17 protein-coding genes and 1 pseudogene are annotated in these 23,539 nt (G+C 65.5%); 7 read left to right on the forward strand and 11 right to left on the reverse strand.

Annotation, left to right across the window (positions count from 1 at the left end):
* Nucleotides 1-12: 12 nt before the first annotated feature.
* The 5 genes from SE91_RS14970 to SE91_RS14990 form a co-directional block, all read right to left on the reverse strand.
* On the reverse strand, nucleotides 13-1,902 hold the full coding sequence (locus SE91_RS14970; RefSeq protein WP_061848113.1) for a TRAP transporter large permease: 1,890 nt from the start codon (nucleotides 1,900-1,902) through the stop codon (nucleotides 13-15).
* Nucleotides 1,903-1,917: 15 nt separating this feature from the next.
* Entirely contained in the window at nucleotides 1,918-2,949 is a 1,032-nt protein-coding gene (locus SE91_RS14975; protein ID WP_061848114.1) for a TRAP transporter substrate-binding protein, read from the reverse strand.
* Nucleotides 2,950-3,457: 508 nt separating this feature from the next.
* The gene (locus SE91_RS14980) at nucleotides 3,458-3,997 is read right to left on the reverse strand and encodes a 4-hydroxylaminobenzoate lyase (RefSeq protein ID WP_008559393.1); all 540 of its coding nucleotides are present in this window, start codon (nucleotides 3,995-3,997) and stop codon (nucleotides 3,458-3,460) included.
* Nucleotides 3,976-4,746, reverse strand: coding sequence for a nitroreductase (locus SE91_RS14985; RefSeq protein ID WP_061848115.1), 771 nt, complete (start codon nucleotides 4,744-4,746; stop codon nucleotides 3,976-3,978). Before SE91_RS14985 ends, SE91_RS14980 begins: the two co-directional genes overlap by 22 nt.
* Nucleotides 4,722-5,930 carry an ABC transporter substrate-binding protein gene (locus tag SE91_RS14990; RefSeq protein WP_061848116.1) on the reverse strand — a complete coding sequence of 403 codons (1,209 nt, stop codon included), beginning with the start codon at nucleotides 5,928-5,930 and terminating at the stop codon, nucleotides 4,722-4,724. The genes SE91_RS14985 and SE91_RS14990 overlap by 25 nt, the downstream gene beginning before the upstream one ends.
* Nucleotides 5,931-6,159: 229 nt before the next feature.
* Between SE91_RS14990 and SE91_RS14995 the strand changes: the two genes are divergently transcribed.
* A complete protein-coding gene (locus SE91_RS14995) occupies nucleotides 6,160-7,137 on the forward strand; it encodes a LysR family transcriptional regulator (RefSeq protein ID WP_061851136.1) in 978 nt (325 codons plus the stop codon).
* A 16-nt stretch (nucleotides 7,138-7,153) separates the two neighbouring features.
* Here the strand turns inward: SE91_RS14995 and SE91_RS15000 are convergent, their stop codons facing one another.
* Nucleotides 7,154-7,888, reverse strand: coding sequence for a helix-turn-helix domain-containing protein (locus SE91_RS15000; protein WP_245318459.1), 735 nt, complete (start codon nucleotides 7,886-7,888; stop codon nucleotides 7,154-7,156).
* Nucleotides 7,889-8,263: 375 nt separating this feature from the next.
* Between SE91_RS15000 and SE91_RS15005 the strand changes: the two genes are divergently transcribed.
* The 5 genes from SE91_RS15005 to SE91_RS15025 are packed head-to-tail and all read left to right on the forward strand — an operon-like array spanning nucleotide 8,264 to nucleotide 14,288.
* A complete protein-coding gene (locus SE91_RS15005) occupies nucleotides 8,264-9,484 on the forward strand; it encodes an amino acid ABC transporter substrate-binding protein (protein WP_061848118.1) in 1,221 nt (406 codons plus the stop codon).
* 58 nt (nucleotides 9,485-9,542) lie between these two features.
* Nucleotides 9,543-10,418, forward strand: coding sequence for a branched-chain amino acid ABC transporter permease (locus SE91_RS15010; protein ID WP_061848119.1), 876 nt, complete (start codon nucleotides 9,543-9,545; stop codon nucleotides 10,416-10,418).
* On the forward strand, nucleotides 10,415-12,085 hold the full coding sequence (locus SE91_RS15015; RefSeq protein WP_061848120.1) for a branched-chain amino acid ABC transporter ATP-binding protein/permease: 1,671 nt from the start codon (nucleotides 10,415-10,417) through the stop codon (nucleotides 12,083-12,085). Before SE91_RS15010 ends, SE91_RS15015 begins: the two co-directional genes overlap by 4 nt.
* A complete protein-coding gene (locus SE91_RS15020; protein ID WP_061848121.1) occupies nucleotides 12,078-12,809 on the forward strand; it encodes an ABC transporter ATP-binding protein in 732 nt (243 codons plus the stop codon). Before SE91_RS15015 ends, SE91_RS15020 begins: the two co-directional genes overlap by 8 nt.
* Before the next feature lie 27 nt (nucleotides 12,810-12,836).
* A complete protein-coding gene (locus SE91_RS15025; RefSeq protein WP_061851137.1) occupies nucleotides 12,837-14,288 on the forward strand; it encodes an aldehyde dehydrogenase in 1,452 nt (483 codons plus the stop codon).
* A gap of 14 nt (nucleotides 14,289-14,302) precedes the next feature.
* On the opposite strand, the gene SE91_RS15030 is transcribed toward SE91_RS15025, so the two are convergent.
* The 5 genes and pseudogenes from SE91_RS15030 to SE91_RS15050 form a co-directional block, all read right to left on the reverse strand.
* Nucleotides 14,303-15,118 (reverse strand): hypothetical protein, encoded by an 816-nt coding sequence (locus tag SE91_RS15030; RefSeq protein WP_061848122.1) that lies wholly within the window; start codon nucleotides 15,116-15,118, stop codon nucleotides 14,303-14,305.
* 86 nt (nucleotides 15,119-15,204) lie between these two features.
* Complete coding sequence (gene fsrB, locus SE91_RS15035) at nucleotides 15,205-16,497, reverse strand: siderophore utilization protein FsrB (RefSeq protein WP_061848123.1); 1,293 nt, start codon at nucleotides 16,495-16,497, stop codon at nucleotides 15,205-15,207.
* A 61-nt stretch (nucleotides 16,498-16,558) separates the two neighbouring features.
* Nucleotides 16,559-18,552 (reverse strand): annotated as a pseudogene (locus tag SE91_RS15040) (TonB-dependent siderophore receptor).
* A 604-nt stretch (nucleotides 18,553-19,156) separates the two neighbouring features.
* Nucleotides 19,157-21,154, reverse strand: a complete 1,998-nt coding sequence (locus tag SE91_RS15045; RefSeq protein WP_061848124.1) for a primary-amine oxidase — start codon at nucleotides 21,152-21,154, stop codon at nucleotides 19,157-19,159.
* 11 nt (nucleotides 21,155-21,165) lie between these two features.
* A complete protein-coding gene (locus SE91_RS15050; RefSeq protein WP_061848125.1) occupies nucleotides 21,166-22,362 on the reverse strand; it encodes a serine hydrolase domain-containing protein in 1,197 nt (398 codons plus the stop codon).
* A 181-nt stretch (nucleotides 22,363-22,543) separates the two neighbouring features.
* Between SE91_RS15050 and SE91_RS15055 the strand changes: the two genes are divergently transcribed.
* Nucleotides 22,544-23,533: a helix-turn-helix domain-containing protein gene (locus tag SE91_RS15055; protein WP_061848126.1), complete on the forward strand. Its 990-nt coding sequence runs from the start codon at nucleotides 22,544-22,546 to the stop codon at nucleotides 23,531-23,533.
* Nucleotides 23,534-23,539 lie beyond the last annotated feature (6 nt).

Raw genomic sequence — 23,539 nt, forward strand, 5'->3', positions numbered from 1 at the left:
CCTGAAAACGCCTCAAAGGAATCCGATCGAGATCCAGGGGAAGATCGCGACGATGATCAATCCCACCAGCAGCGCCAGCAGATAGCCCCAGATCGGCCTGATGCCTTCGGCCGGATCGACGCGTCCGATGGCGCAGGCGGCATAATAGCCGACGCCGAAGGGCGGGGCGAATAGCCCGATACCCATGGCCAGAATGATCACCATGGCATAGTGCACCTCGTGCACGCCGACGGCACGGGCAATCGGGAACAGCAGCGGCCCGAACAGCACGATCGCCGGGATGCCCTCCAGCACGCTGCCGAGAATGACGAAGGCCAGGATCGAGACGGCAATGAAGGTCGCCGGTCCCCCGGGCAATCCCGTCATGGCTGCTGCGAGCGAGCGCGAGAAGCCCGATTGGGTCAGGCCCCAGGCCATGCCGGTGGCGGTGCCGATGATCAGCAGGATCGCGCCCGACAGCGCCGCGGTCTCGACCAGCATCGGGAACAGCCGCCGCCGGTCGAAGCGGCGGTAGACGAGGAGGCCGACCACGGCGCCATAGACGATGCCGATGGTGGAGACTTCGGTGGCGGTCGCGATGCCCTCGACGACGGCGTAGCGGATCACGAAGGGCAGCGCGAGCGCGGGAAGGGCGATGACGAAGGTCCGGCCGATCTCGGAAGCCGAGGCGCGGCGGACGTGGCTCATGTCCTCATGGCGGTAGCGCCACCACACCAGCATGCACAGCGTGATCGCGAGCACGACGCCGGGCAACAGGCCGCCAGTGAAGAGCGCCGCGATCGACACGCCGGTGACCGAGCCGATCGTGATCAGCACGAGGCTCGGCGGGATGGTCTCGGTCTGGGCGCCGGTCGCCGAAAGCAGCGCGACGAGGTCGCCGGGCTTGGCGCCGCGCTGTTTCATCTCCGGGAACAAAACGGGCGCGACCGCGGCCATGTCGGCGGCCTTGGCGCCGGAGATGCCGGAGACCAGGTACATGGCACCGACCAGCACATAGTGCAGGCCGCCCCTGATATGGCCGAGCAGGCTCGCCAGGAATGCCACCATGGCGCGCGCCATGCCGGTCATCTCGATCAGCAGCCCCAGGAACACGAACAGCGGCACCGAGAGCAGGATGAGGTGGCTCATGCCCTCGTCCATCCGCCCGACCAGCACCATTACCGGCGTCCGCGTGGTCAGCGCCAGATAGCCGAAGATCGCAAGACCAAAGCCGAACGCAATGGGAACGCCGGCAAAGACGCAGAAGCCGGCCACGCCGACGAAGAAGATCACGAGGTTGAGGTTGCCGAGCGGCCGCAGCAACGGCTCCGCCAGCCAGAACAGTCCGACCAGGACGGCGACCGACAGCACGGCGGCGGCGACCATGCGATAGTCGGCCGCACGCAGCAGGCGCAGCAAGGCAAAGGCCACCATCAGGCCGATGCCGGCCGGCAGCGCGGCGGCGCGCCACATGTTGGAGATCTGCAGCGCCGGCGTGGTGATGTAGCTTTCCTCATAGGCATAGTCGCAGGACGGCCAGACGATCAGCGCCAGGAACGCCAGCGCCGCCGACGTCGCGACCAGGTCGAGATAGGCCCGCATTGCAGGCCTCGCACTGGCGACGACCGCGGTCATGCGCATGTGCTCGGAGCGGCGGAACGCTACCGCCGCTCCCAGCATCGCCAGCCAGAGGAACAGGATCGAGGCCAGCTCGTCCGACCAGATCAGCGGCCGGTGAAAGCCGTAGCGCGCGACCACGCCGGCAAACAGAATCACGATCTCGGCGACGACCAGGGCCGCCGCCGGGATTTCGACGACGAGACCCAGAACGCGCTCGAGCGATGCCAGCAACTGAGGTCGGCGAGGGGACTGAGCAGTCGCCTCGCCCGCCACGTTGATCACCTCGGCCTCGATATGAGCCATGACGGCCCCGACGCGCTACGACAGCTTTCCCACGGCCTTTTCCAGGTGGTCCCAGGCCTGGTCGCCATATTTGCCCTTCCACTCGGCATAGAAGCCGGCGGTGCGCAGCTTGTCGCGGAACGGCGCCACGGCCGGCTGGTTGAAGGCTAGGCCCTTGCCGGCGAGCTCCTGCTGGAGGGTGGCGTTGAGCTTGGCGGTATCCTCACGCTCCTTGACCGCGGCGGCGTTGATGTTCTTGGCGACGACGGTGCGCACGTCCTGCGGCAGCTTCTCCCAGGCTCTGCGGTTGGCCAGGAACCAGAAGCCGTCCCACATGTGGTTGGTCAGCGAGCAATATTTCTGCACCTCGTAGAGCTTGGCGGTCGAGATGATCGCCAGCGGGTTCTCCTGGCCCTCGACGATCCTGGTCTGGAGTGCCGAATAGACCTCGCTGAAATTGATCGAGGCGGGCGCCGCATCGAACGCCTTGAACATCGAGGTCCACAGCGGCGAGACCGGCACGCGGATCTTGAAGCCCTTGAGGTCGTCGGGCCCGGTGATCGGCTTGCTCGACGACGTGGTCTGGCGGAAGCCGTTGTCCCAGATCTTGTCCATGACCTCGAGGCCGGCCTTCTTGATCTCGCCGCGGACATGGGCGCCGAGATCGCCGTCCATGGCCTTCCAGACCGTGTCGTAGTCCGGGAACGCGAAGCCGATGCCGTTGATCGACGCCGCCGGCACCAGGGTCGACAGAATCAGGCCCGACAGCGTGAAGAACTCGACGCCGCCGGAGCGGATCTGGCTCAGCATGTCGGTATCGGAACCGAGCTGGTTGTTCGGGAAGATCTGGAGGTCGAACTTGCCGTTCGTCTCGGTCTTGATCGCCGCCGCCATCTCCTTGGCGCGCACGTTCAGCGGATGGGTGTCCGGCAGGTTGTTGGCGTATTTGTAGGTGAACTCGGCGCTCTGGGCGCGGGCCACATGGGGCGCACCGATGCCGCCCAGGACCGCAGTCGCGGCGGAGGCCTTGAGAAGCGTGCGTCGGGAAAAGCGCGTTGAAAACACCATGGGTCTGCTTCCTCGGAAGTTTGTTGTTGTTCTGAGATGCAAACCTATACGGACGTCAGGTCAGAAGGTCATCTGCGATCTCGCGAGGCCTCGCTTATTGCAGCCGGGCAAGGTCACGGCAACATCGGCTTTCGCAGACTCGGGGTGGATTCGAAACCTGAAAAACAACCCCATGCACAGTAGGCGTCAAGACCGCAGGCGACGATCGTCGCGCGAACCCAGCCTTGTGGCAGAGCGAACGTTCGATGCCAAGAGTTTCGCCTAAACAATTGATCTGATTGTAAATAAATATATTCCATAATATACCTTATGCGAATTCCTAATGTGGCTGTCCGGATCTGGGTCCACTTGTGGTCCGGTCGCCCGAATCCCTCTCCACCCGTACCGACAGTTCGAATCCCAGCCGCGGCTATCGGGCCTCATCGAAGCTGAGCGGCTCTTGGGTTGGGCCGTGGTCGTCTCGGGTGACGCTCGTGAGCCGGAGCTACCCGAGACGGCGGGTGGCCGATCAGGCCGGCGCGGCGAAGTCGTAGGAGATGCGTCCGGCGGGCAGATAGAACAGCGCGATGACGGCGCCGCCGCGGACTTCGGGGTAATGACGGCTGCCGGGATCGGGCGCGGTCCAGCCGGGCCCCTGCCAGCCCTGAAGCCCCCTCAGCTCGGCGCCCTTGTCCAGCGGCACGACCAGGTTCAGCTCCCCGTATGGGTGACCGTGATATTGCCCACGCAGCACGTCGTGGTCGTCCTCATCCTTGAAGCGGCGCGGATCGGCGCTGTTCATGTAGACGGCGGTGATGCTGAACTGGAACGTTTCAGGCAGGGGCTCCAGGATGCGGCTGCGCCGGTAGTTGGGGCCTTCGACCTCCTGGTTGGCGGCCCAGCCTTCCGCAACCCCGCGCTTAATCAGCCGCGCCAGGTCCTGGTAGAGTGGGCTGCCCTCGCCGTATTTTTGATTGAGCCACCGCTCCATCTCCGCGCCCGGTGTCATGTCCTTGACCTCGCGCAGAAATGGAATGCTGCACTGAATCAGCTCGTCTCGGCTTCCCATAACCTCGTCCTTTCCATTTGCGTTTCACTTTGTTCTTCGAAGCCCGCGAAAGATGCGAACTCCGCTAGGTCGGCGCGTGGCATCAGCCTGCCCCGGGTTGCTTCCCTGGCGCGGCCAATCGAGATGCCGCACACCACCATTTGTTCTGGCGGGATGGACAGCAACGAGCGCAGGATCCGGTGATATTTCGAGAACGTCTCCTGCGGACAGGACTGGAGCCCATGGCCTGCCGCGGCCAGCAGCACGTTCTGAACGAACATGCCGAGATCGAGCCAGCTTCCGACCTGCAGACGCCGATCGATCGTGATGATGAGCCCGACGGGCGCGCCGAAGAACACGTAGTTCTTGGCGGTCTGGCCGCTTCTGGCTTGGAGATCGGTCTGGGCGATGCCGAGCGAGCCGTAGAACAGGCGGCCAAACTCCTGGCGTCGTTGCAGGTAGGGTTCGGGCAGGTCGCTGGCGTAGTAGCTGTATTCCGACACGTGCGCGTCGCGGGCGGTGTCGTGCGCCTCACGGAGGGCCGCCGACACCCTGTCCTTGGCGGCGCCCGCCAGCACGTAACCGTGCCAGGGCTGGATATTGGCGCCGCTCGGCGCAAACCGCGCCACACGCAGGATCTGCTCGATGGTCCCTCGCCCGACCGGCGCGTCCGAGAAATCGCGGCACGCAAAGCGGCCCGCAATGATCTCGTCCATCGGGCTTCGCGCAGCTGCGCCCGCGGCCGTCATGGCTTCTTCAGGAGCGGACATCCACCCTGCTCCATCGGCCGGAACGCCTCGTCACCCGGTATCGTTGCGAGCAACTCGTAGTAGTCGAACTTGTATTTCGACTGCTCGGGCGACTTGACACGAAACAGATACATGTCGCGGACCAGCCGGCCGTCCTCGCGGATCCGGCCATTCTTTGTCATGAAATCATTCACGGGCATGTCGCGCATCCTGGCGGCGACGGTCGGCCCGTCCAGCGTACCAGCTGCCTGGACGGCCTTGAGATAGTGCATCACCGCGCCGTAGGTGCCGGCGTGGATCATGGTCGGGACCTTCTGGGTCTTGGCAATGAAACGCTTCGACCACGCCCGCGTGTCCTCGTTGAGGTCCCAGTAGAACGCCGAGCTCAGCATCAGGCCCTGCGCACTCTGCAGGCCGAGGCTGTGAATGTCGGCAATGAAGACGAGCAGCCCGACCAGCTTCTGCCTCTGTGTGACGCCGAATTCACCGGCCTGCTTGACGGCGTTGATGAAGTCACCGCCGGAGTCAGCCAGTGCGATCACGTCCGCCTTCGATGACTGTGCCTGAAGCAGAAAGGACGAGAAATCCGGCGTGTTGATCGGATGTTTCACCGCGCCGCGGATCTTGCCGCCCATGGCGTCGATGACCTGACGGCTGTCGGCCTCGAGTTGGGCCCCAAGAGAATAGTCGACGGAAATGAAGTACCAGGAGTTTGCGCCGAGACGCGACATCGCGCGCGTCGTTCCCTGCGAGAGCGCATAGGTGTCGTAGGTCCAGTGTATCCCGGTCGGCGAGCATTCATCGCCTGTCAGGCGCGACGTCGCGGCGCCCGTGGCGAGGAACAGCTTCTTCTTGTCGCGCGTGATGCCCTGTACCGCCAGCGCAACCGCAGAATTCGGCACGTCGAGAATGACCTCGACGTTTTCATTTTCGAGCCAGCGCCGCGCGATGGTCGATCCCACATCGGCCTTGTTCTGATGATCTCCCGCGACGATCTGGATGCTGCGCCCCAGCACCCGGCTCCCGAAATCATCGACGGCCATTTGCGCCGCAACCACCGAACCCTGGCCGCCATTGTCGGCATAGAGTGAGGACATATCGGTGAGGACGCCGAGCTTCACGGGGCCATCCTCCGCAATGGCCGGCGCCGCGAACAGCGCCAGTGCTAGTCCGAAAGCTCCGATCGAGACCACGCAGAATTTCATCACCCATCTCCTCCAAACCCGGCGCCGGGATCATGGCCGGATCGCGAGATTGCGGAAGTGAAACTCTCGCAGAGTGATCCTGAACCGCCTTCAGTTTGGTGCGGCGAACGGCCGGGCGTCGCGCTCCGGGCGCCCTGCTCGGTTGCGTCGGCTGCGTGGTTGGCCTTAACTGCATGCGATCGCAGGCATACAACGGGCGCGCGATCCGCCTTGAGACGGTGTGCTGCGCGTGGCTGTTTCCTTCAAGACGCTTGACCTGAACCTGCTCAAGGTCTTCGACGCCGTGATGGAGGAGCGCAGCGTATTGCGGGCAAGCCAGCGGGTCGCTCTCAGTCAATCCGCCGTGAGCCATTCCCTCGCCCGTCTCCGCGAGATGCTCGAAGACGATTTGTTCGTGCGCACGGCGACCGGCATGCAGCCGACGGCGCGCGCACTGACGATGGCTCCGCAGGTTCGCGAGGCCCTGCGAACGCTCGAGGCGGCGGTCGAAGTGCCGGGCTTCATTCCGACGGCCGCCACCAGGCAGTTCACCCTCGCCGCCAACGACTTCACTACGATGGTGCTGGCCTCACCGCTCCTGAAGATTCTCAAGGCCGAAGCGCCGGCGATCGACCTGGCGATCAAGCCCGTGACCCGGATTGACCTTGCCGAGCAGATCGATCTCGGCCGCATCGACGTTGCCATCGGCGTCTTCTCGGATCCGCCGAGCCGCTTCCGTACTGCCCTGCTGTTCGAATATGACGACGTGCTGATCGTAGGCGGCAAGCGCAAGCTCGGCCGGATCACCAACACGACGCTGGCGCGCATGCCGCTGGTCGTCGTCTCCTTCGGCGGCGAGCAGGAGGGAGCGATCGGAGGCTTCATCTCCGAGCGCGGGCTCGCAAGGCGATCGGAAATGTATGACCGCGCCGCGCTCGAACGTGCCCTGTCCGAAAGCGATCGGCCGCCGCGAATAGCCGTGTCGTTGCCGCATTTTCTTGCCCTGCCCGCCCTGCTCGCCGACTCCGAATTTGCAGCCATCGTCCCGCGTCCATTGGCCCGCGCATTCGGACGCGCGCATGCGGTCACCACGTACGAGCTGCCTTACGCCACGTCTCCGGTCGAAGTCCGGCTGTTGTGGCACGAACGTGTCGAGGGCGAGCCGGCACACGATTGGCTTCACGATATCCTCAGGCGCGCGACCGAGGATCTCCGGCGCGGACGCTAGCTATGTGGACCGGCGCTCACGGCCAGTCGGCAAAATTCAGCGTCGGTCGCGACCGTCCGGCGCGCGCGCGGGCGGCGACGCGCTGGCGCCAGACGCCCGGCGCCTCACCGGTGTGCTTGCGGAAGAAGCGGCTGAAGTAGGCAGTGTCCTTGAAGCCGAGCGCGAACGCGATCTGCTTGACGGCGACGCTGCCGGCCTCCAGCCGCGCCGCGGCTTCCTTGACCACGCGCTGCTGGATCAGCTCGCTCGGGGAGCGCTTCAGCTCGCGGCTGCAGAGGGCGTGGAGGCGGTCCGGCGTCATGCCGAGGAGGCTGGCGTAATCGCTGACGCGCAGATGCTGCTGATAGCGTTCCTCGAGCAGCCTGCGGAAGCGGCTCAGGATCTCGGCGCTGGTGCCCTCCTCGTCCCGCTCACTGTCGCCGGCGAACAGCCGCCAGAAGCGCAGCACGCACAGCGTCAACTCGGCCGACATGATCGATGCCGCAGCGCTGCGTGCGGGTGATGCGATCTCGGCGGCGATCGCCGCGATCGACCGCGACATCGTCGTCACGAGGTCGGGTTCGACCGGCAGGGCCATGATGCCGCCGGCGGCTTCGAGCGCGAGGTAAGCAGGTTCGGCCGCGGGCGGCAGATAGCGATGCCACACCCCGGCGCGGAGTTGCAGCAGCTCGGCGATCGTCCCGGCCGAGACCTCCAGCCATTCCGCCGATCCGGCCGGGAGCCAGACGATGGCAGGCCCGGTCAGGGTCATCGTCCTGCCGGGCTTGCCGACCTCGATGGTGGCCGCGCCGTGCAGGCACAGCAGATGAATGAATGGCCTCGCCGCCCTCGACGTCAGCATCCAGCGTCGGGCCACGTAATGTGAACGGATCAGCTCCGCGCCGACGGGCGCAGCGCTCGCGGCCGCCGAGCCGGTCTCCGCGACGCCTCGACGCACTTGCCCGTCGTAACCAGAAATGTCCAATCTTTCACCGGATTTGTCCATTGTGCGAACAAACCGCGCGGTGCTTGCTAGGTCAAGTCCTGGTCGCGGCCGGTTCAACGAAGCCGCGCCGAAGAAATCAGGCCAAGAGGAACGATCACTCACGCGAACAATCGCTTGCGTGAAACACGAGGGAGGATCGACATGTTTTTGGCGAACCGTCGAACGTTGCTGCGCGTCACTGGGCTGATGGCCGTTGCGACAGTGCTGGGAGCCTTTGCGTCCACGGCAGAGGCGCAGGAGAAGATCCGGATCGGCTATGCCATTTCCAAGACCGGTCCCTATGCCGGCGGCGCCGGCATCACCACCCTGCCCAATTACGAGCTGTGGGTGAAGGACGTGAATGCCGCCGGCGGCATCAAAGTCGGCGACAAGAAGCTGCCGATCGAGGTGGTCGAATATGACGACCGCAGCAGCTCGGAGGAAGCCGTCAAGGGGATCGAGCGCCTCGCCAACCAGGACAAGGTCGACTTCATTCTGTCGCCCTGGGGCACCGGCCTCAACCTTGCAGTCGGTCCGACGCTGAACCGCCTCGGCTACCCGCACCTCGCAGTCACCTCGGTGACCGACAAGGCGCCGGAGCTCGCCAAGCGCTGGTCGAATGCGACCTTCTGGCTAGGAACGTCGGCGCAGATCTCCGAGGCGCTCGCCGACCTGCTCGGCAAGCTCAAGAGCGAAGGCAAGATCGGGCCGAACATCGCGATGGTGAGCATCGCCGATCAGTTCGGCATCGAGCTCTCCGCTGCAGGCCGCGCAGCCTTCAAGAAGCACGGCTTCACGCTCGCCTATGACAAGACCTACCCGATGGGGACCCAGGATCTCCAGCCGCTGCTGAAGGATGCCATCGCGGCCAACCCGGATGCGTTCATCGCCTTCAGCTATCCTCCGGATACGATCGCGCTGACCGAGCAGGCGCAGCTGCTCAAATTCAACCCGAAGATCTTCTATGTCGGCGTCGGTACCGCCTTCCCGCTCTACAAGGGCAAGTTCGCCGCCAACAGCGACGGCGTGATGGGGATCGGCGGCTGGAATGCGGACTCGCCGCAGCTGAAGGACTATCTCGCACGCCACAAGGCCGCGACCGGCAAGGAGCCGGATCGCTGGGCGAGCTCGATCACCTATGCGAGCCTCCAGGTGCTCCAGCAGGCGATCGAGAAGGTCGGCAAGCTCGATCGCGCCGCAGTCGCAGCGGAGATCCGTTCGGGCACGTTCGACACCATCATCGGCAAGGTCAAGCTGAAGGACGGCCTGCTCCAGGAGATCTGGAGCGTCGGCCAGTGGCAGAACGGCGAATTCTACGCCCTCGCGCCCGCCTCGCTTCCGGGCGCACGTGCGCCGGTCGTGCCGAAGGCGCAGTGGCAGTAAGGCTGGCGGGCAGGCCTCGCGCTGCGAGGCCTGCCTCCGTCCACCAGGGACCCGTTTCATGTTGCTTGTCGACATCGTCCTGCCGGGCCTCGTGCTCGGCGGCATGTATGCGCTGATCGCGCTCGGGCTCACGCTGCAATATGGCGTGGCGCGGATCATGAACCTCTCTTATGGGGAGTCTCTGGTCGCGGCTGCCTTCGGCGCGTTCTCGCTCTACAGCGGTCTTGGCCTCAGCCCGCTGGCCGCGCTGCTCTTGGCCGTCCCTGTCGCGATGCTGCTGAACTGGCTGCTCTATCGCTTCCTGCTGGAGCGCCTGATGCGGCGGAGCAAGGACAGAGGCGCGCAGGAGATCGACAGCATCCTCGTCACCTTCGGCGTCTTGTTCGTGATCCAAGGCGCCATGCTGGTCGCCTTCGGCGGTCAGTATTACAGCTACAGCTATCTCTCCATTCCGCTGACGATCATGGGCTCGACGCTCGCGATCAACCGCCTGGTCGCGCTGCTGTTTGCGGCGCTGGTCGGCGGCGCGGTGTATCTTGCCCTGACCCGCACGCGGATCGGCACCGCCGTGCGTGCCATCGCGGTCGATGCCAACGCCGCGCGCCTTGTCGGGATCGACGTGGCCGCCATGTCGGGGCTGGCCTTTGCCTTCGGCGGCGGCCTGGTCGCCGTCGGCGGCGTGCTCGTCAGCATGTTCCTCACCTTCAATGCCGCCATGGGCGTGGTCTTCACCATGAAGGCGCTGGTCGTCGTCATCATGGGCGGCGTCGGCAATGTGATGGGCGCCTTAGTCGCAGGGTTGTTGCTCGGTGTCGTCGAGACCGCGGTGGCGCGGCTGGTCGATCCGGGCCTGACGCTGGCCGCGACCTACGCGCTGTTCCTGGGCGTGCTGCTGATCAGGCCGACCGGCCTGTTCGGAAGGGCCGTGTCATGACCGGGCCCATGCGTGCATTGCTGTGGTGCGCCGTCCCTGCCTTGGCTGTGGCCATCGTCACCTATCCGCTCTACGCCAACGGTTATTATCTCGCGCTCGGCATCAGCGTTCTCTATTTCACCATTCTGGCGACGGCCTGGGCGATGTTCTCAGGTCCCACCCGCTACATCTCGCTTGCGACGGTCGCCTTCTTCGGCCTCGGCGCCTACACCGCCGCAGTGCTCGGCGAGACTATGCCTTGGCCGGTCGTGCTGCTGGCCGCGGCCGGCGTGGGCGCACTCACCGCCGCGATCACCGGCCTCTCGACGCTGCGGCTATCAGGCATCTATTTCGTAATCTTCTCCTTCGGGCTTGCCGAGCTGATCCGGCAGCTGGTGATCTGGTACGAGGTCAACATCCACAAATCGGTCGGCCGCTATCTGTTCAGCGCGGTGACGCAGGACGTTCTCTACTGGCAGCTTCTTGGCCTGACGGCGCTCGTCTTCCTCGTGGGCTGGCTGCTCGGGCGCTCGCGCTACGGGCTGGCACTGCGCGCCATCGGCGCCGACGAGACCGCGGCCAGCCACTCTGGCATTGACGCGACGCGGGTCAAGCTCGGCGTCTTCATTCTGAGCGCGACATTCATGGCGATAACAGGCGCGGTGATGGCGCCGCGCTGGACCTATATCGATCCCGCCATCGCGTTCAATCCGACCATCTCGTTCCAGGTCGTGATCATGGCCTTGCTGGGCGGCGCCGGCTCGCTGTTCGGACCTGTACTCGGCGTCATTCCGCTGGTCCTGCTGTTCGAGGTGCTGACCGCGACGCTGCCCAACCATTTCAGCATCGTGCTCGGCCTCATCTTCGTGCTCATCGTCATGGTGCTGCCGAACGGCGTGATCGGCCTGTTCGGGGCGGGCCGCTGGCGCGTCCCGGCTGGTGGCCCTGCCGCTGCGTCCGCCCGCGCCATGGTGGCACCACTGCTCGCGGTCGAGGGCGTCAGCAAATCGTTCAGCGGGTTGCTTGCCGTCAATGACGTCAGCTTCAAGGTCGCGCCGGGCGAGATCATCGGCATCATTGGCCCGAACGGTTCGGGCAAGACGACGCTGCTCAATACGCTGTCCGGCGCCCTGAAGCCCTCGTCCGGCACGATCCGGTTCGGTGGCACCCTCCTCAATGGCCTGCGCGCGCACCAGATCGCGCGTCTGGGTCTTGCCCGCACGTTCCAGCTGGTGCGTGTGATGCCGGATCTGACCGTCGCAGAGAACGTCGCGGCGGCGCGGCTGTTCTCCACCTCGGATGGCTCGGACGCAACGGCAAGCGAGCTGCTGCATCTGGTGGGACTCGGCACCATGCACGAAACGCCCGCCGGCGATTTGACCTATATCGACCAGAAGCGGCTGGAGCTTGCCCGCGCGCTGGCGCTGCAGCCGCGCCTCGTGCTGCTCGACGAATGGCTGGCGGGCCTCAATCCGAGCGAGCTCGAAACAGGCATCGCCCTGATCGCAAAACTGCGGGACCGCGGCCTCACCATCATCATGGTCGAGCATGTCATGGATGCGATCCGCGCGCTGTGCAGCCATTGCATCGTCATGAATGCCGGCAGCGTGATCGCGCGCGGCGGACCGGACGAGGTGTTGTCCGATCCTAAGGTCGTCGCCGCCTATCTCGGAGGTGACGATGCTTGAGATCGCCGCCCTCTCCCACTTCTACGGCAAGCACCAGGCGCTGGCCGACATTGCGCTTGGCATCAATCAGGGCGAGATCGTCGCGATCCTTGGCGCCAACGGCGCCGGCAAGTCGACCTTGCTCAAGAGCATCGCCGGGCTGGTCAAGCCTGCGCCGGGCGCAACGATCCGGTTCGAGGGACAGAGCATCGTCGAACTGCCAGCCCATCTGATCGTGGAGCACGGCATTGCCCTGGTGCCCGAAGGCCGCGGCGTCTTCGGCGATCTGACGGTCGCCGAGAATCTGCAGCTCGGTGCTTATCCCGCGCGCGCCCGCGCCGGCGAAGCGGACCGGCTCGCAAGAATCATGCAGCTGTTCCCGCGGCTTGCCGAGCGCATGCCCCAGGCCGTTCGCACCATGAGCGGCGGCGAGCAGCAGATGGTTGCGATCGGCCGGGCGCTGATGTCAAACCCGCTGCTGCTCCTGCTCGATGAGCCTTCGCTCGGCCTGTCGCCGCTGCTCAGCCGCGAGGTCTTCCGCGCGCTGACGCAGATCCGCAGCACCGGCCTCGGCGTGCTGCTGGTCGAGCAGAACGCGCGGGCGAGCCTCGACATCGCCGATCGCGTCTACCTGATCGAGTCCGGCCGCAACGCCGGCAGCGGACCGGCGATTGCGATGAAGAACGATCCCGAGATCCAGCGCGCCTATCTCGGCAAGGCGCGGGTCTCTTCAAAACCAACGTAATCACCCCAGCACCCCATGGAGAGCGGCATGAACGCAATCGACCTTCTCATCGGCGGCAAGGACCAGTCGGCCAGCAATCAGCGCACCTTCCAGCGCCGCAATCCGATCTCCGGCGAGACCGCGACCGTCGTAGCCGCGGCCTCGATCGACGATGCGATGCGCGCCGCCGACGCGGCTGCCGCCGCCTTTCCGGCCTGGTCGCAGCTCGGTCCCTCCGAGCGCCGCAAGCGGCTGAGCGCAGCCGCCGACATCCTCGCGCGCCGAGCGGCGGAGTTCACCGCACTGATGGTCGCCGAGACCGGCGCCACCGTCGGCTGGGCCGGCTTCAACGTGCATCTCGCCGAGGGCATGCTGCGCGAGGCCGCCGCCATGACGACGCAGATCTCGGGCGAGGTCATCCCGACCGACAAGCCCGACAATCTCGCGATGGCGTTCCGTCAGCCGGTCGGCGTCGTGCTCGGCATCGCGCCGTGGAATGCGCCGGTGATCCTGGGTGTGCGCTCCGTCGCGATGCCGCTTGCCTGCGGCAACACGGTGGTGCTGAAGGCCTCCGAGATGAGCCCCGGCGTGCACCGCCTGATCGGAAGCTGCCTGGCGGAGGCCGGGCTCGGCGACGGCGTCGTCAACGTCGTGACCAATGCGCCGGAGGATGCGCAGGCGGTCGTCGAAGCGCTGATCGCCCATCCGGCGATCCGCCGCGTCAACTTCACCGGCTCGACCCGGGTCGGCCGCCTCATTGCGCTTGCTTGCGCCAAGCATCTCAAGCGCGCGCTGCTGGAGCTTGGCGGCAAGGCTCCGCTCGTCATTCTCGATGATGCCGACCTCGATGCTGCCGTCAACGCCGCGGCCTTCGGCGCCTTCATGAACCAGGGCCAGATTTGCATGTCGACGGAGCGGATCGTCGTCGACGACAAGGTGGCGGACGCCTTCATCGCCAAGTTCAGCGCCAAGGCGAAGAGCCTGCCCCATGGCGATCCCGGCAAGGGCAATGTGGTGCTCGGCTCGCTGATCAGCAATGCTGCCTGCGACCGCGTCCGCGGCCTGATCGACGACGCCGTCGCCAAGGGCGCGGTGGTGACGGCAGGCGGGCACGGCAACGGCACGATCATGCCGGCCACCATCGTCGATCATGTCACGCCGGCGATGCGCATCTATGGTGAGGAAAGCTTCGGTCCGGTCGTGACCGTAGTGCGCGTCAGCGGCGTGGACGAGGCGGTCCGCGTCGCCAACGACACCGAATACGGCCTCTCCTCCGCCGTGTTCGGCCGCGACATCGCGCGCGCCCTTGGCGTTGCCAAGCGGATCGAGGCCGGCATCTGCCACGTCAACGCGCCAACCGTGCACGACGAGCCCCAGATGCCGTTCGGTGGCACCAAGGCGTCAGGCTACGGCCGCTTCGGCGGCAAGGCGGCCATCGACGAGTTCACCGAGCTGCGCTGGATCACCGTGCAGACGGGGCCGCGGCACTATCCGTTCTGAGCGGTCGCCCGCGTTTAGCGCAGCGGCAACAGCTCCAGCTGTCCCTGCGCCTTCTTGACGATGGTGGCGTACCAGCTCTGGCTCGGCGCTTCCTTGGCGAAACATTTGGTATAGGCGTCCATGGCCTTGTCTTCGCGGGCCATGTCGTCCTGCGGGACCTTCCTGGCCATCATCTGCTTCCAGACCTTTTCGCAGGCCGGAATCTCCGCCGTTTTCACGCCGTCGGACGTGGCGATGAAGTAGACCTTGTCGCCCTGGATCGCGACCACGTCGATCTCATCCGGCGGCCCCTTCAGGCCGCCATTGCCGCGCACGCCCAGCACGGCCGCCGCAACGGTTACACCCGCGAGCTTGGTGATCGGCAGCTCGGCATAGATGGCGAAAGCGGCGTCCTGGATCGCATTGTAGTAGAACCGGTCCGACTTGAAGGCGGCGCCGATCTCCTGCGGCATGCCGTCCTCGCGACGCTCGCGCAGCCAGTGCTTGAGCAGCGTCGTCGTGGTCACGACGGCCTGCGTCTTGTAGCCTTCCGACGCGAAGCTGAGCCCGTCGAGATGGCCGAAGCCGATGTCGCCCTTGAACAGCGTGTCGACGTTCGATTTGCCCTCGGCCGGCAGCCCCTTGATCGTGACCGGACCCACCACGCCGCGCAGCATCCCTGCCAGCTCCTTCAGCGCGGCGTCATGCTGCTTGTAGATGGCGTCGCTCTCCTTGGCTTTGGAGAACTTTGCGATGTTGCGGTCGCGCAGCTCGAGATAGGGCTGCTCGGGCGTGGCCGCATGTGCGGGCGCGGCCAAGACGAGCAGGCAGAGCAAGGCAAGCGATCTCATTGCGATTTCCGGAAAGACTGGAAGCGATCTCCAGTCTTTGTGGCGGCGCCGGGCCGGAAGGTTCACCTGCAACGGCCGGCCGAGCCCTACTCCGCCGGCGTGAGCTGCTGCTGGCTGAGCCGCACCGCCGCGGTCTCGCGCACGCGGACACGGGCGCGGCGCTTGCGCCACCAGATCACGACGCCGGTCACCGAGAGCGCCGCCACCACCAGCCCCATGATCGAGATCAGGATGCGGCCGAACAGCCCGACGATGCGGCCCGAATGCAGCGGGAACTGCGCCTGCACGAAGATGTCGGCAGCGGTGCCGACCCAGGGCAGCCGCTCGCCGATCGGGCGGCCGTCCTCGCTGTCGTAGTAAAGCTGCGCCGGGCCGACACCGCCGGCGCCGTGATCGTCGCCGGGATGGAAGAAGGCAGCGGCATAGACACCATGGGCAGGCCCGTAGCTGATCGCGCCGACCGGAATGGTCCAGCCACGAGCTTTGCCGTCGGCGGCTGCGCGGGCGGCGATCTCGGCGAACGTCATTTTCGGCTCGATGGGGTCGTCGAGGCCGCGATAGGGCCGCTGCTCATAGGGCGTCGGGGTGTAGTTCGACACCATCTTCATCAGCGGCGAGAACACCTCGAAATAGAGGTTCAGCGAAAACGCCGTGAAGGCGATGACGAACAGAAGGCTCCATGTCCACAGGCTGAAGGCGCGGTGGATGTCGAAATTGATCCGGTACGCGCTGCCCGAGGTCTTGATGGTCCAGGCCGGCGCCCAGCGCGCCCAGAATCCGCGCTCGAGCTGCCGCGCGACTTCAGGCGCCCGCGCCGCCTTGGCGCGCCGCCGCGAGGGCAGCGTCAGATAGAAGCCGACGAAGCAATCGATGGTCCAGATGATGGCGATGATGCCGAGCACGCGCATGCCCCAGCGATCGCTGCCCCAGAACTCCGGGATGTGCATCGTGTAGTGCAGCTTGTAGAGGAACGAGACGAAGTTCTCTCGCGTGACCGGCCAGACCGCGCCCCAACAGCGCCGGCCGAGCTCCGCGCCGGTGTTGGGATCGAGGAAGACCTGGTTATAGTCGAGCGGATAACGCTTGCCGGTCGCGGGATCGATCCGCGGCATGACGAAGAACCACAGCGAGTGGCCCTCCTCCGGAGTCATGAAGAGATAGACGACGCGCGCGCGAGGATCGCGCTGCTCGATCATCTTGGCGAGCTCGATCGAGGGAATCGCCGGGCCCTTGCTGCTGACGTCGAACAAGTGGCTGTTCAGGACATCGTCGAGCTCGTGATCCCACGAGATGATCGCGCCGGTGATGCCCGAGAAGAACAGGAAGCCGGCCGTCAGGAGTCCCGCCCAGCGATGCAGCCGACCGAATATCGCTCTCATCGTCTTCCACTCTCATCCGTCAGGTCCGGCTCCCCATTGCCGGACCATCCTCAGTTCGAACTCACCAGCGGTAGGTCAGCTTGCCGATGGCCTTGCGCCCTTCCGCATAGAAGCAGCCTGACAGGCTGTAACAGGCAGCGACATAGCGCGTATCGGCAAGGTTGGTCACGTTCAAAGAAGGCGCCAATTGTCACGGGTGTAGGCGAGCAGCGCGTCCAGCACGGTCGCCGATCCCACCTTGAAGGTGTTGGCATCATCGCCCCAGGTCGCGCCGACATAGCGGATGCCGCCGCCGAATTGCAAGCCGGCGAGCACCCCGTTCTGGAGCGTGTAGTCGCTCCACAGCGAGGCACGGTTGAGCGGCACGACGACCGGCGCCTTACCGACATTGACCGGATCCTGCGTTACCACGGCATCGACATAGGCATAGGCCGCGCGCAGGTTCCAGCCGTCGGCGAGCGACATCGTGCCTTCGAGCTCGATGCCGCGCGATTTCACCTGCCCGGTCTGTTCCGCGATATATGTCGGCGGGGCGTAGGTGACGACGTTGTCGCGCGTCAGGTCGAAGGCGGCGAAGGTGAACAGCGCGTTCCAGCCGATCGGCTGGTACTTGACGCCGACCTCGTACTGGACTCCGGTCTCGGGATTGAGCAGCTGGCCGGCCGGTCCCCTGGCGAGCACCGGCAGGAACGATTCCGAGTAGCTGAAATACGGCGCGATGCCATTGTCGAAATTGTACATGACGGCGGCGCGGCCGGTGAAGGCCGACGCATCCTTCGAGACCGACGTACTGGCGGCGGGCAGATCGCTGTCGAGTTGCGTCGTCACGAAGTCCTGGCGGCCGCCGAGCTGGAACGATAGCCGCCCGAGCTTGATCTGGTCCTGCGCGTAGAGGCCGACCTGCGACTGCTTGACGCCGGTGTTGTCGCTCATCGCGCCCATGGTCCAGTCGTAGCTGTAGACCGGGTTGAACACGTTGATCTCGGGAGCCGAGGTGGTGACGCCAAAGGCGGTATCGCGGAACGCAGTGTTGCGATAATCGACCCCGACCAGCGTGGTGTGGCTGAGGATGCCGGTGACGAACTTGCCTTGCAGCTGATTATCCACCGCGAAGGAATTGATGTACGAGTTGCTGTAGCTGCCCGCGCGTGCGAGTTGCCCGGCTGCCTCGTCAGTATAGCCTGCCCCGTAAAACACCTTCTCCTCGTTGTGCTGATAGGCGTAGCGCAGGTTCTGCCGGAACGTGATGTTGTCGGTGAAATTGTGCGAGAGCTGGTAGCCGGCGGTCGCGATCTCGGTATTGAACGCGTTGAAGCCCGGCACGCCCGCGAAGAACGAGACCGGAATGGTGCGGCCATTGTTCGGCCAGACCGTGCCTGAGGCCGGCAGGAACTGGAGGCCCCACCCTGCCCGGTCCCTCTGGTAGTTGGCGAGCAGGGTGATGGTGGTGTCCTCGTTCGGCTTGAAGGTGACGGCCGGCGCGATGAAGACACGGTTGTCCTTGGTGAAGTCGACCTGGGTCTGGCCGTCGCGGACGACGCCCGTGAGGCGCCACAGCACGGTGCCTTCCTTGTTGGCGGGGCCACCCATGTCGAACTGGCCCTGATAACGGTCGAAGCTTCCGCCGGAGACCGAGACCTCGCCGAATTGCTGCGCGGTCGGCAGCTTGGTCACGTAGTTGAGGATGCCGCCGGTGCCGCTGCCGCCATACATCGCCGAGGACGGCCCTTTCAGCACTTCGAGGCGCTCGGCGCCGTAGGGATCGAGGCCGTTGAAATGCACGTAGTTGCTTGACGGAATCCGCAGGCCGTCAATGTAGAGGCCCGTCATGGTCGTATCGAAGCCGCGGATCTGCAGAGCGCCGAAGCGGGTATCAGAACCGCCATTGACGTCGCCGCTGACGCCGGCGGTGTAGCGCAGCGCCTCGCCGATCGAGACCGCGCCCTGATTCCTGACCTGGTCGGTGGTGACGACGGACACGGACTGCGGAGTTTCGATCAGCGGGGTATCGGTCTTGGTTGCGGTGCCGCTCCGCGTGGCGACGAACCCGCGCACCGGCCCGTTGGCGCGTTCACCAGTTGCGCCGTTCGATGATGCCGATTGGATCGGTGCCGCCTGCTGCGCCGGCGCGCGACGATTGGCGCGAGCAGCGCGTGCCGCAGCCGACCCTCGCGACGAGGCGATTGCCGCCGGACGGGCACGTTGCGCCGGCGCTTCCACGGTGACGGCGGGAATCTGGGTCTGGGCTTGCGCGGAGCCGACGGGCACGGCGAGAGCGAACGTGCTGACCGCACCGAAGAAGATCACCTGAATTCGTTGACGACGCGCAACTGCACGCGAAGGAAGTTGGAAGTCTGTCACGTCTCGTAAAGCCCCACGCCTCGCCGGCTTCGCCGGTACCATTCTTGATGCCCCGCCCTAACTCAGGCGGCTTCGCAGGGCGATAGGAACAAGGTTAGAATTTCTCCAGAGATGTGCGCAGCATGCGCGACCAATGCACTCATGGCGAACGGGTGCGTACGGCTGCTGCGCAGCCGACATGTCAGCGAGCAGCGATCTCGAACATTGCGATGACGAACATCTAGAACGCTTCTAGATAGACACGATCGCTCATTGTCCGGCAATGATCGGAAATGATCGGCTTGTTACAGCGCGGACTCTATGGCCTGACGGCGCCACAGCACGACTCGCCGGCGCTGTTACTCGCGCCCGCCAGCACGCTGTGGCTGTTGCGGTCGGGCGGGATGTCGCCGGCCGCGTTGGCGGCAAAGAAGCCGGTCGGCTTCAGCACGAAGCCGGCATATTCGACCGGCATGATCGGAAAGTCCTCGGGCTTGCAGAGGTGAGTATGGCCGAAAGAGTGCCACACCACGATATCAGCATTCTCGATGTTGCGGTCCTGCGCGGCATAACGTGGCAGGCCGTCGCCACCGGCATGGACGTTGGGGTAATCTCCGCTCGCGTATTTCTCGGCGGGATCGAATGCCGTCACCCAGACATGCCTGGTCGCGAAGCCGCCGCGCTTGCGCACATAGCTGCCCTCCTGCGCCAGCATCAGGGGAGACGGATTGATGACGAGCTTGTAGGCCGGCGCGTTGCCGACCGAGTTGGTCTCGTTGGGATTGCTGATCTTCCAGAACCGGCCGGTTTCGCCATTCGCGAGTCCCGCCGCGTCACGCTCGCGCGACAACACCCGCGTCGTGGTGTCGAACACGTTGCCGTGCGGATTGCCCTCGCCCCAGGGCCGCGGCACGAAATCGTGCTCGGTGACGGTGTTGCCGCCGCCATCGAGATCCATGTGCAGGCGGACGTTGAAGAAGTGCTGGTGCGTCGGGCCACCCAGATTGTCGTCGACCATGCCGCCCCATTTGTACTTTTCGCCTGATGGCACGGCGGCGGTCTGGATGATGCCGGTGAGCTTGGTCTCCAGCTGGATCGTGCCGTCCTGGTAGAGGTACCAGTAGAAGCCGTAGTCGTAATTGCCGACGGTCGCAAAGAACGAGATCACCAGCCGCCGCGAACGGCGGACCTCGAACAGGCCGTTGCGAAACTCGTAGTGCTTCCAGGCGATGCCGTAGTCTTCCTCGTGCATGCAGATGGCGTTCTGCATGACGAAGGGCTCGCCCTTGCTGTCCGCGGCAGGCACGTCGAAATAGTGGATGTTGCCGAGACAGTCGCAGCCGAGCTCGAGCGCGTTGGCGAGCATGCCAAGGCCGTATTCGCCGGCATCGAACGCCGACTTCCAGAAATGGTTCGCGGTCGGATCGGCGTAAGGCACCACCATCTCCGTGACGCTGGCGCGATGGATCAGCGAGCGTTTGCGCGGGCCATCCTGATAGGCGAGCTGATGCAGCACGAGGCCTTCGCGCGGCGTAAAGCCGATGCGGAAGCTCCATTTCTGCCAGTCAACCTGCCAGCCCTCGACACGAAAGCTCGCGCCGTCGGGCTGCTCGATGTGTAGCGGCTTGATGTCGGTGCGCGGATTCGCAACCTCATGCGCGCCGTAGTTTCGCTTCTTGCGCGGGATCGGCACGATCGGGTCTTCGTCGGTGAGGTCGATGACCTTGCCGCCGATCAGATCGACGACGGCGACGACGCCCTCGATCGGGTGGGCGTAGCCGTTGTCCTGGGGATGCTCGCGGAAATAGCTGACCGCGCGCACGATACGTGCGCCGCGCTCGAACTCCTTGTCGAAGAAGCCCGAGGAGAACGGGTCGACCTGAACGAGCTCGATGTCCCTATCGCTGAGCCCGCGGCGGCGCATTGCCGCGCGCCAGCCGGCATCGGCCTTCACCACGGCCTCGCACTTGAAGAACTCCTCCAGCATCACCGGCGGCTGGCCATAGGGCGCTTCGCGGTTCGGGAGGAGTTTCCGCGTCACGATCTCGCTACGGCCGAGATCGACGACGTGCTCGATAGCTTCGCCCGTCGTTACATCCAGCGTCAGCACGAAGGCACGGCGCCCCGCCCCACCTGCGGCCAGCTCCTGCTTGGTCGGCTCCTCCAGCCTCACCACCGGGAAGCGGCAATCCTCCGGCGCGGCCGCCGCGGCGCGCACCAATGCGCAGGCCGCACTGATCTCCTCGGTCGTCAAGGGATCGAGCGGATGGGTCGTGGCGGCTTTGTCCGGAGATTGGGGCTTGGCGGTATCGAGCATGGGATGTCCGTTCAGCGCGGGGCGAGATGCGCGGTGATGGCGCGGAAGGCGGCGAGCCAGCGGTGGTCGAGCGGCACGTCCATCGCCTTCGGCTGCGTGGCAAGCTTGACGATGACGGTGTCGGACGCGGCGTCGATATAGAGCCACTGACCATGAATGCCGATCCCGGCGAGATCGTTGCGCGAAGGATCCATTGTGTACCATTTGCTGCGGTAGCGGGCGCCCGGAAAGATCTCGGCGAGGTCGCCATCGGCCCAGGCCTTGGGATCGCCGTTCTCGTGGATGTCGTCGATCCACCAGCCCGGCACCACCTGCCGCCCCTCCACAACGCCGCGGTTGCGGATCATCTCACCGAAGCGCACGAGATCGCGCGCGGTGACCGAAAGACCGCCGGCGATGCGGCCCATGCCGTGGCTGTCGAGCGTGAGCGAACCGTCTTCCTCCGCGCCCATCGGCTGCCAGAGATATTCGGAGAGGATACGATGATAGGGCATGCCGCAGGCGCGCTCATAGGCCCAGCCGAGCACCTCGGTATTGGTCGAGACGTAGTGGAACACCTTGCCGTGCGGCTTGCCTGTCCCGCGCAGCGTCGTCAGATAGGCCCGCTGGTGACTGGCCTCGACACCCGGAGGCGGCACGTCCCAGCCCGAGGAGAAGCGGTAGCGCGCGACGTCGCCGGCGGGATCCTCGTAGTCCTCCTCGAACTTGATGGCGACCGCCATGTCCAGAACGTTGCGGACCATGCAGCCGCCATAGACCGAACTCTCCAGCTCCGGCACGTAGCGCACCACCCTCGCCTCGGGATCGAGCAAGCCGCGCGCGGCCAGAATGCCGCCGAGCGTTCCGGCGATCGACTTGCTGATGGAGCAGATGAGGTGCGGCGTGGTCGCGCTCATGCCGTCGCCGTACCATTCGTGGATCAGCGCGCCCCGGTGCATGACGAGCAGCGCATCGCCGAAGGTCTCGCGCAGCGTGGCCTCGACTGTCGTCGGCTGGCCGTCCGGCGCCGTGAAGCCGAGCCTGGACAATTCGCGCGGCGCGCTGCGCACCGGCGTCGGGCTAGCCGAGCGGCGGACCTCCGCAGTCGGCAGCACCTCCCGGGTGTGGGTAAAGCCCCAGCGGATCGCGGGGAAGCTGCGCCAGTTCGCGCGCGTCACCTGCGCCTCGGGCGCGGGCGGGCTGCCCCTCATGATCTCGGTCGGTCGCATCTCGATCCCTCCGCCAAGCGGCCTCGACACCAATGTCGGGACCGCCGGGGCGGAAGACTGCATTGAAGGCTCCGGCCGGCGTTATCGAGATCCGGCAATATTTTGCTGGACAGCGCCGGTGGCCGTGCCAGTCTGGCGTGGTTCTTGCTGGCTGCTCGAACGGGGAATTTGACGTATCGTCATGACCTTAAGTGAAGTTCTTCCGACTCTGGACTCAGCTCACAATCTGCTTCAGGCGACCAGTAGCGACGTCGACGAGCACTGCGCTTCGCTCGGGCGCTGGCGGCTGAGCTACGACCAGATCAGCGCCGGAGCCTTCAGCGGCAGTTTCACGCAACTCTCCCTGCCCCGGCTCGAAATCTTCCGCGAGATCACCAGCCAGCAGGTCCGCCAATACGGTCAGTTGGGAGCCGACAGCTTCGGCATTGCTCTGCCCTGGCACGGTGAGGGCGAGATCAATTGCAACGGCGCCAGCGTTGCAGGCGCCCAGGTAATTGCCTGCATCGACGCCGAGGTTGACATGTGCACACCGCGATCGTTCGAGCTGCGCGGCGTCATCGCCAGTTCGGCGCTGATCGAGGAGCTCGCTGCTCGGCTCGATATCGAGCTGCCGCGCGCGGTCTGGCATCAGTTGCGCGTGATCGAGATGGCGCAGGCGCCGGTCTTGCGATTGCGAGCTCATCTTGCCGCGATCCACGAGACCATCGCGACCGCGCCCGAACGATTCGACGACCCCGCCGTCCGGCAGGCGCTCGAAGACGCCCTGCTCGTCGAGATCATGGACATGTTGCCGACGGCACGCCCAAGCGATACCGGCCGGAGCGCTGCGGGGCGCAAGCGCACCGTCGATCGCGCGCGGGAGCTGATGCATGGCAGCGGCGAGCGGACGCTCTCGCTGCTGGAGGTCTGCAAGGCGGTCGGCGCCAGCCCGCGCAAGCTCGGCTACTGCTTCCAGGAGGTGCTGGGCACGAGCCCGATGCATTACTGGCGCGCGATGCGGCTCAACCGTGTGCGCCGCGATCTGAAGCGCGCCGGCGGCACGAATGCCTCCGTCTACGACGTCGCCGTGCAGCACGGCTTCTGGCACTTCAGCCAGTTCTCGTTCGACTACAAGCGCCACTTCTCCGAGCTGCCCTCGCAGACGCTGCGGCGCGCCAGGTGTGCGGCCTGACGCGCG

This window comes from Bradyrhizobium sp. DOA1 (assembly GCF_001593325.1).
Classification (GTDB): Bacteria; Pseudomonadota; Alphaproteobacteria; order Rhizobiales; family Xanthobacteraceae; genus Bradyrhizobium.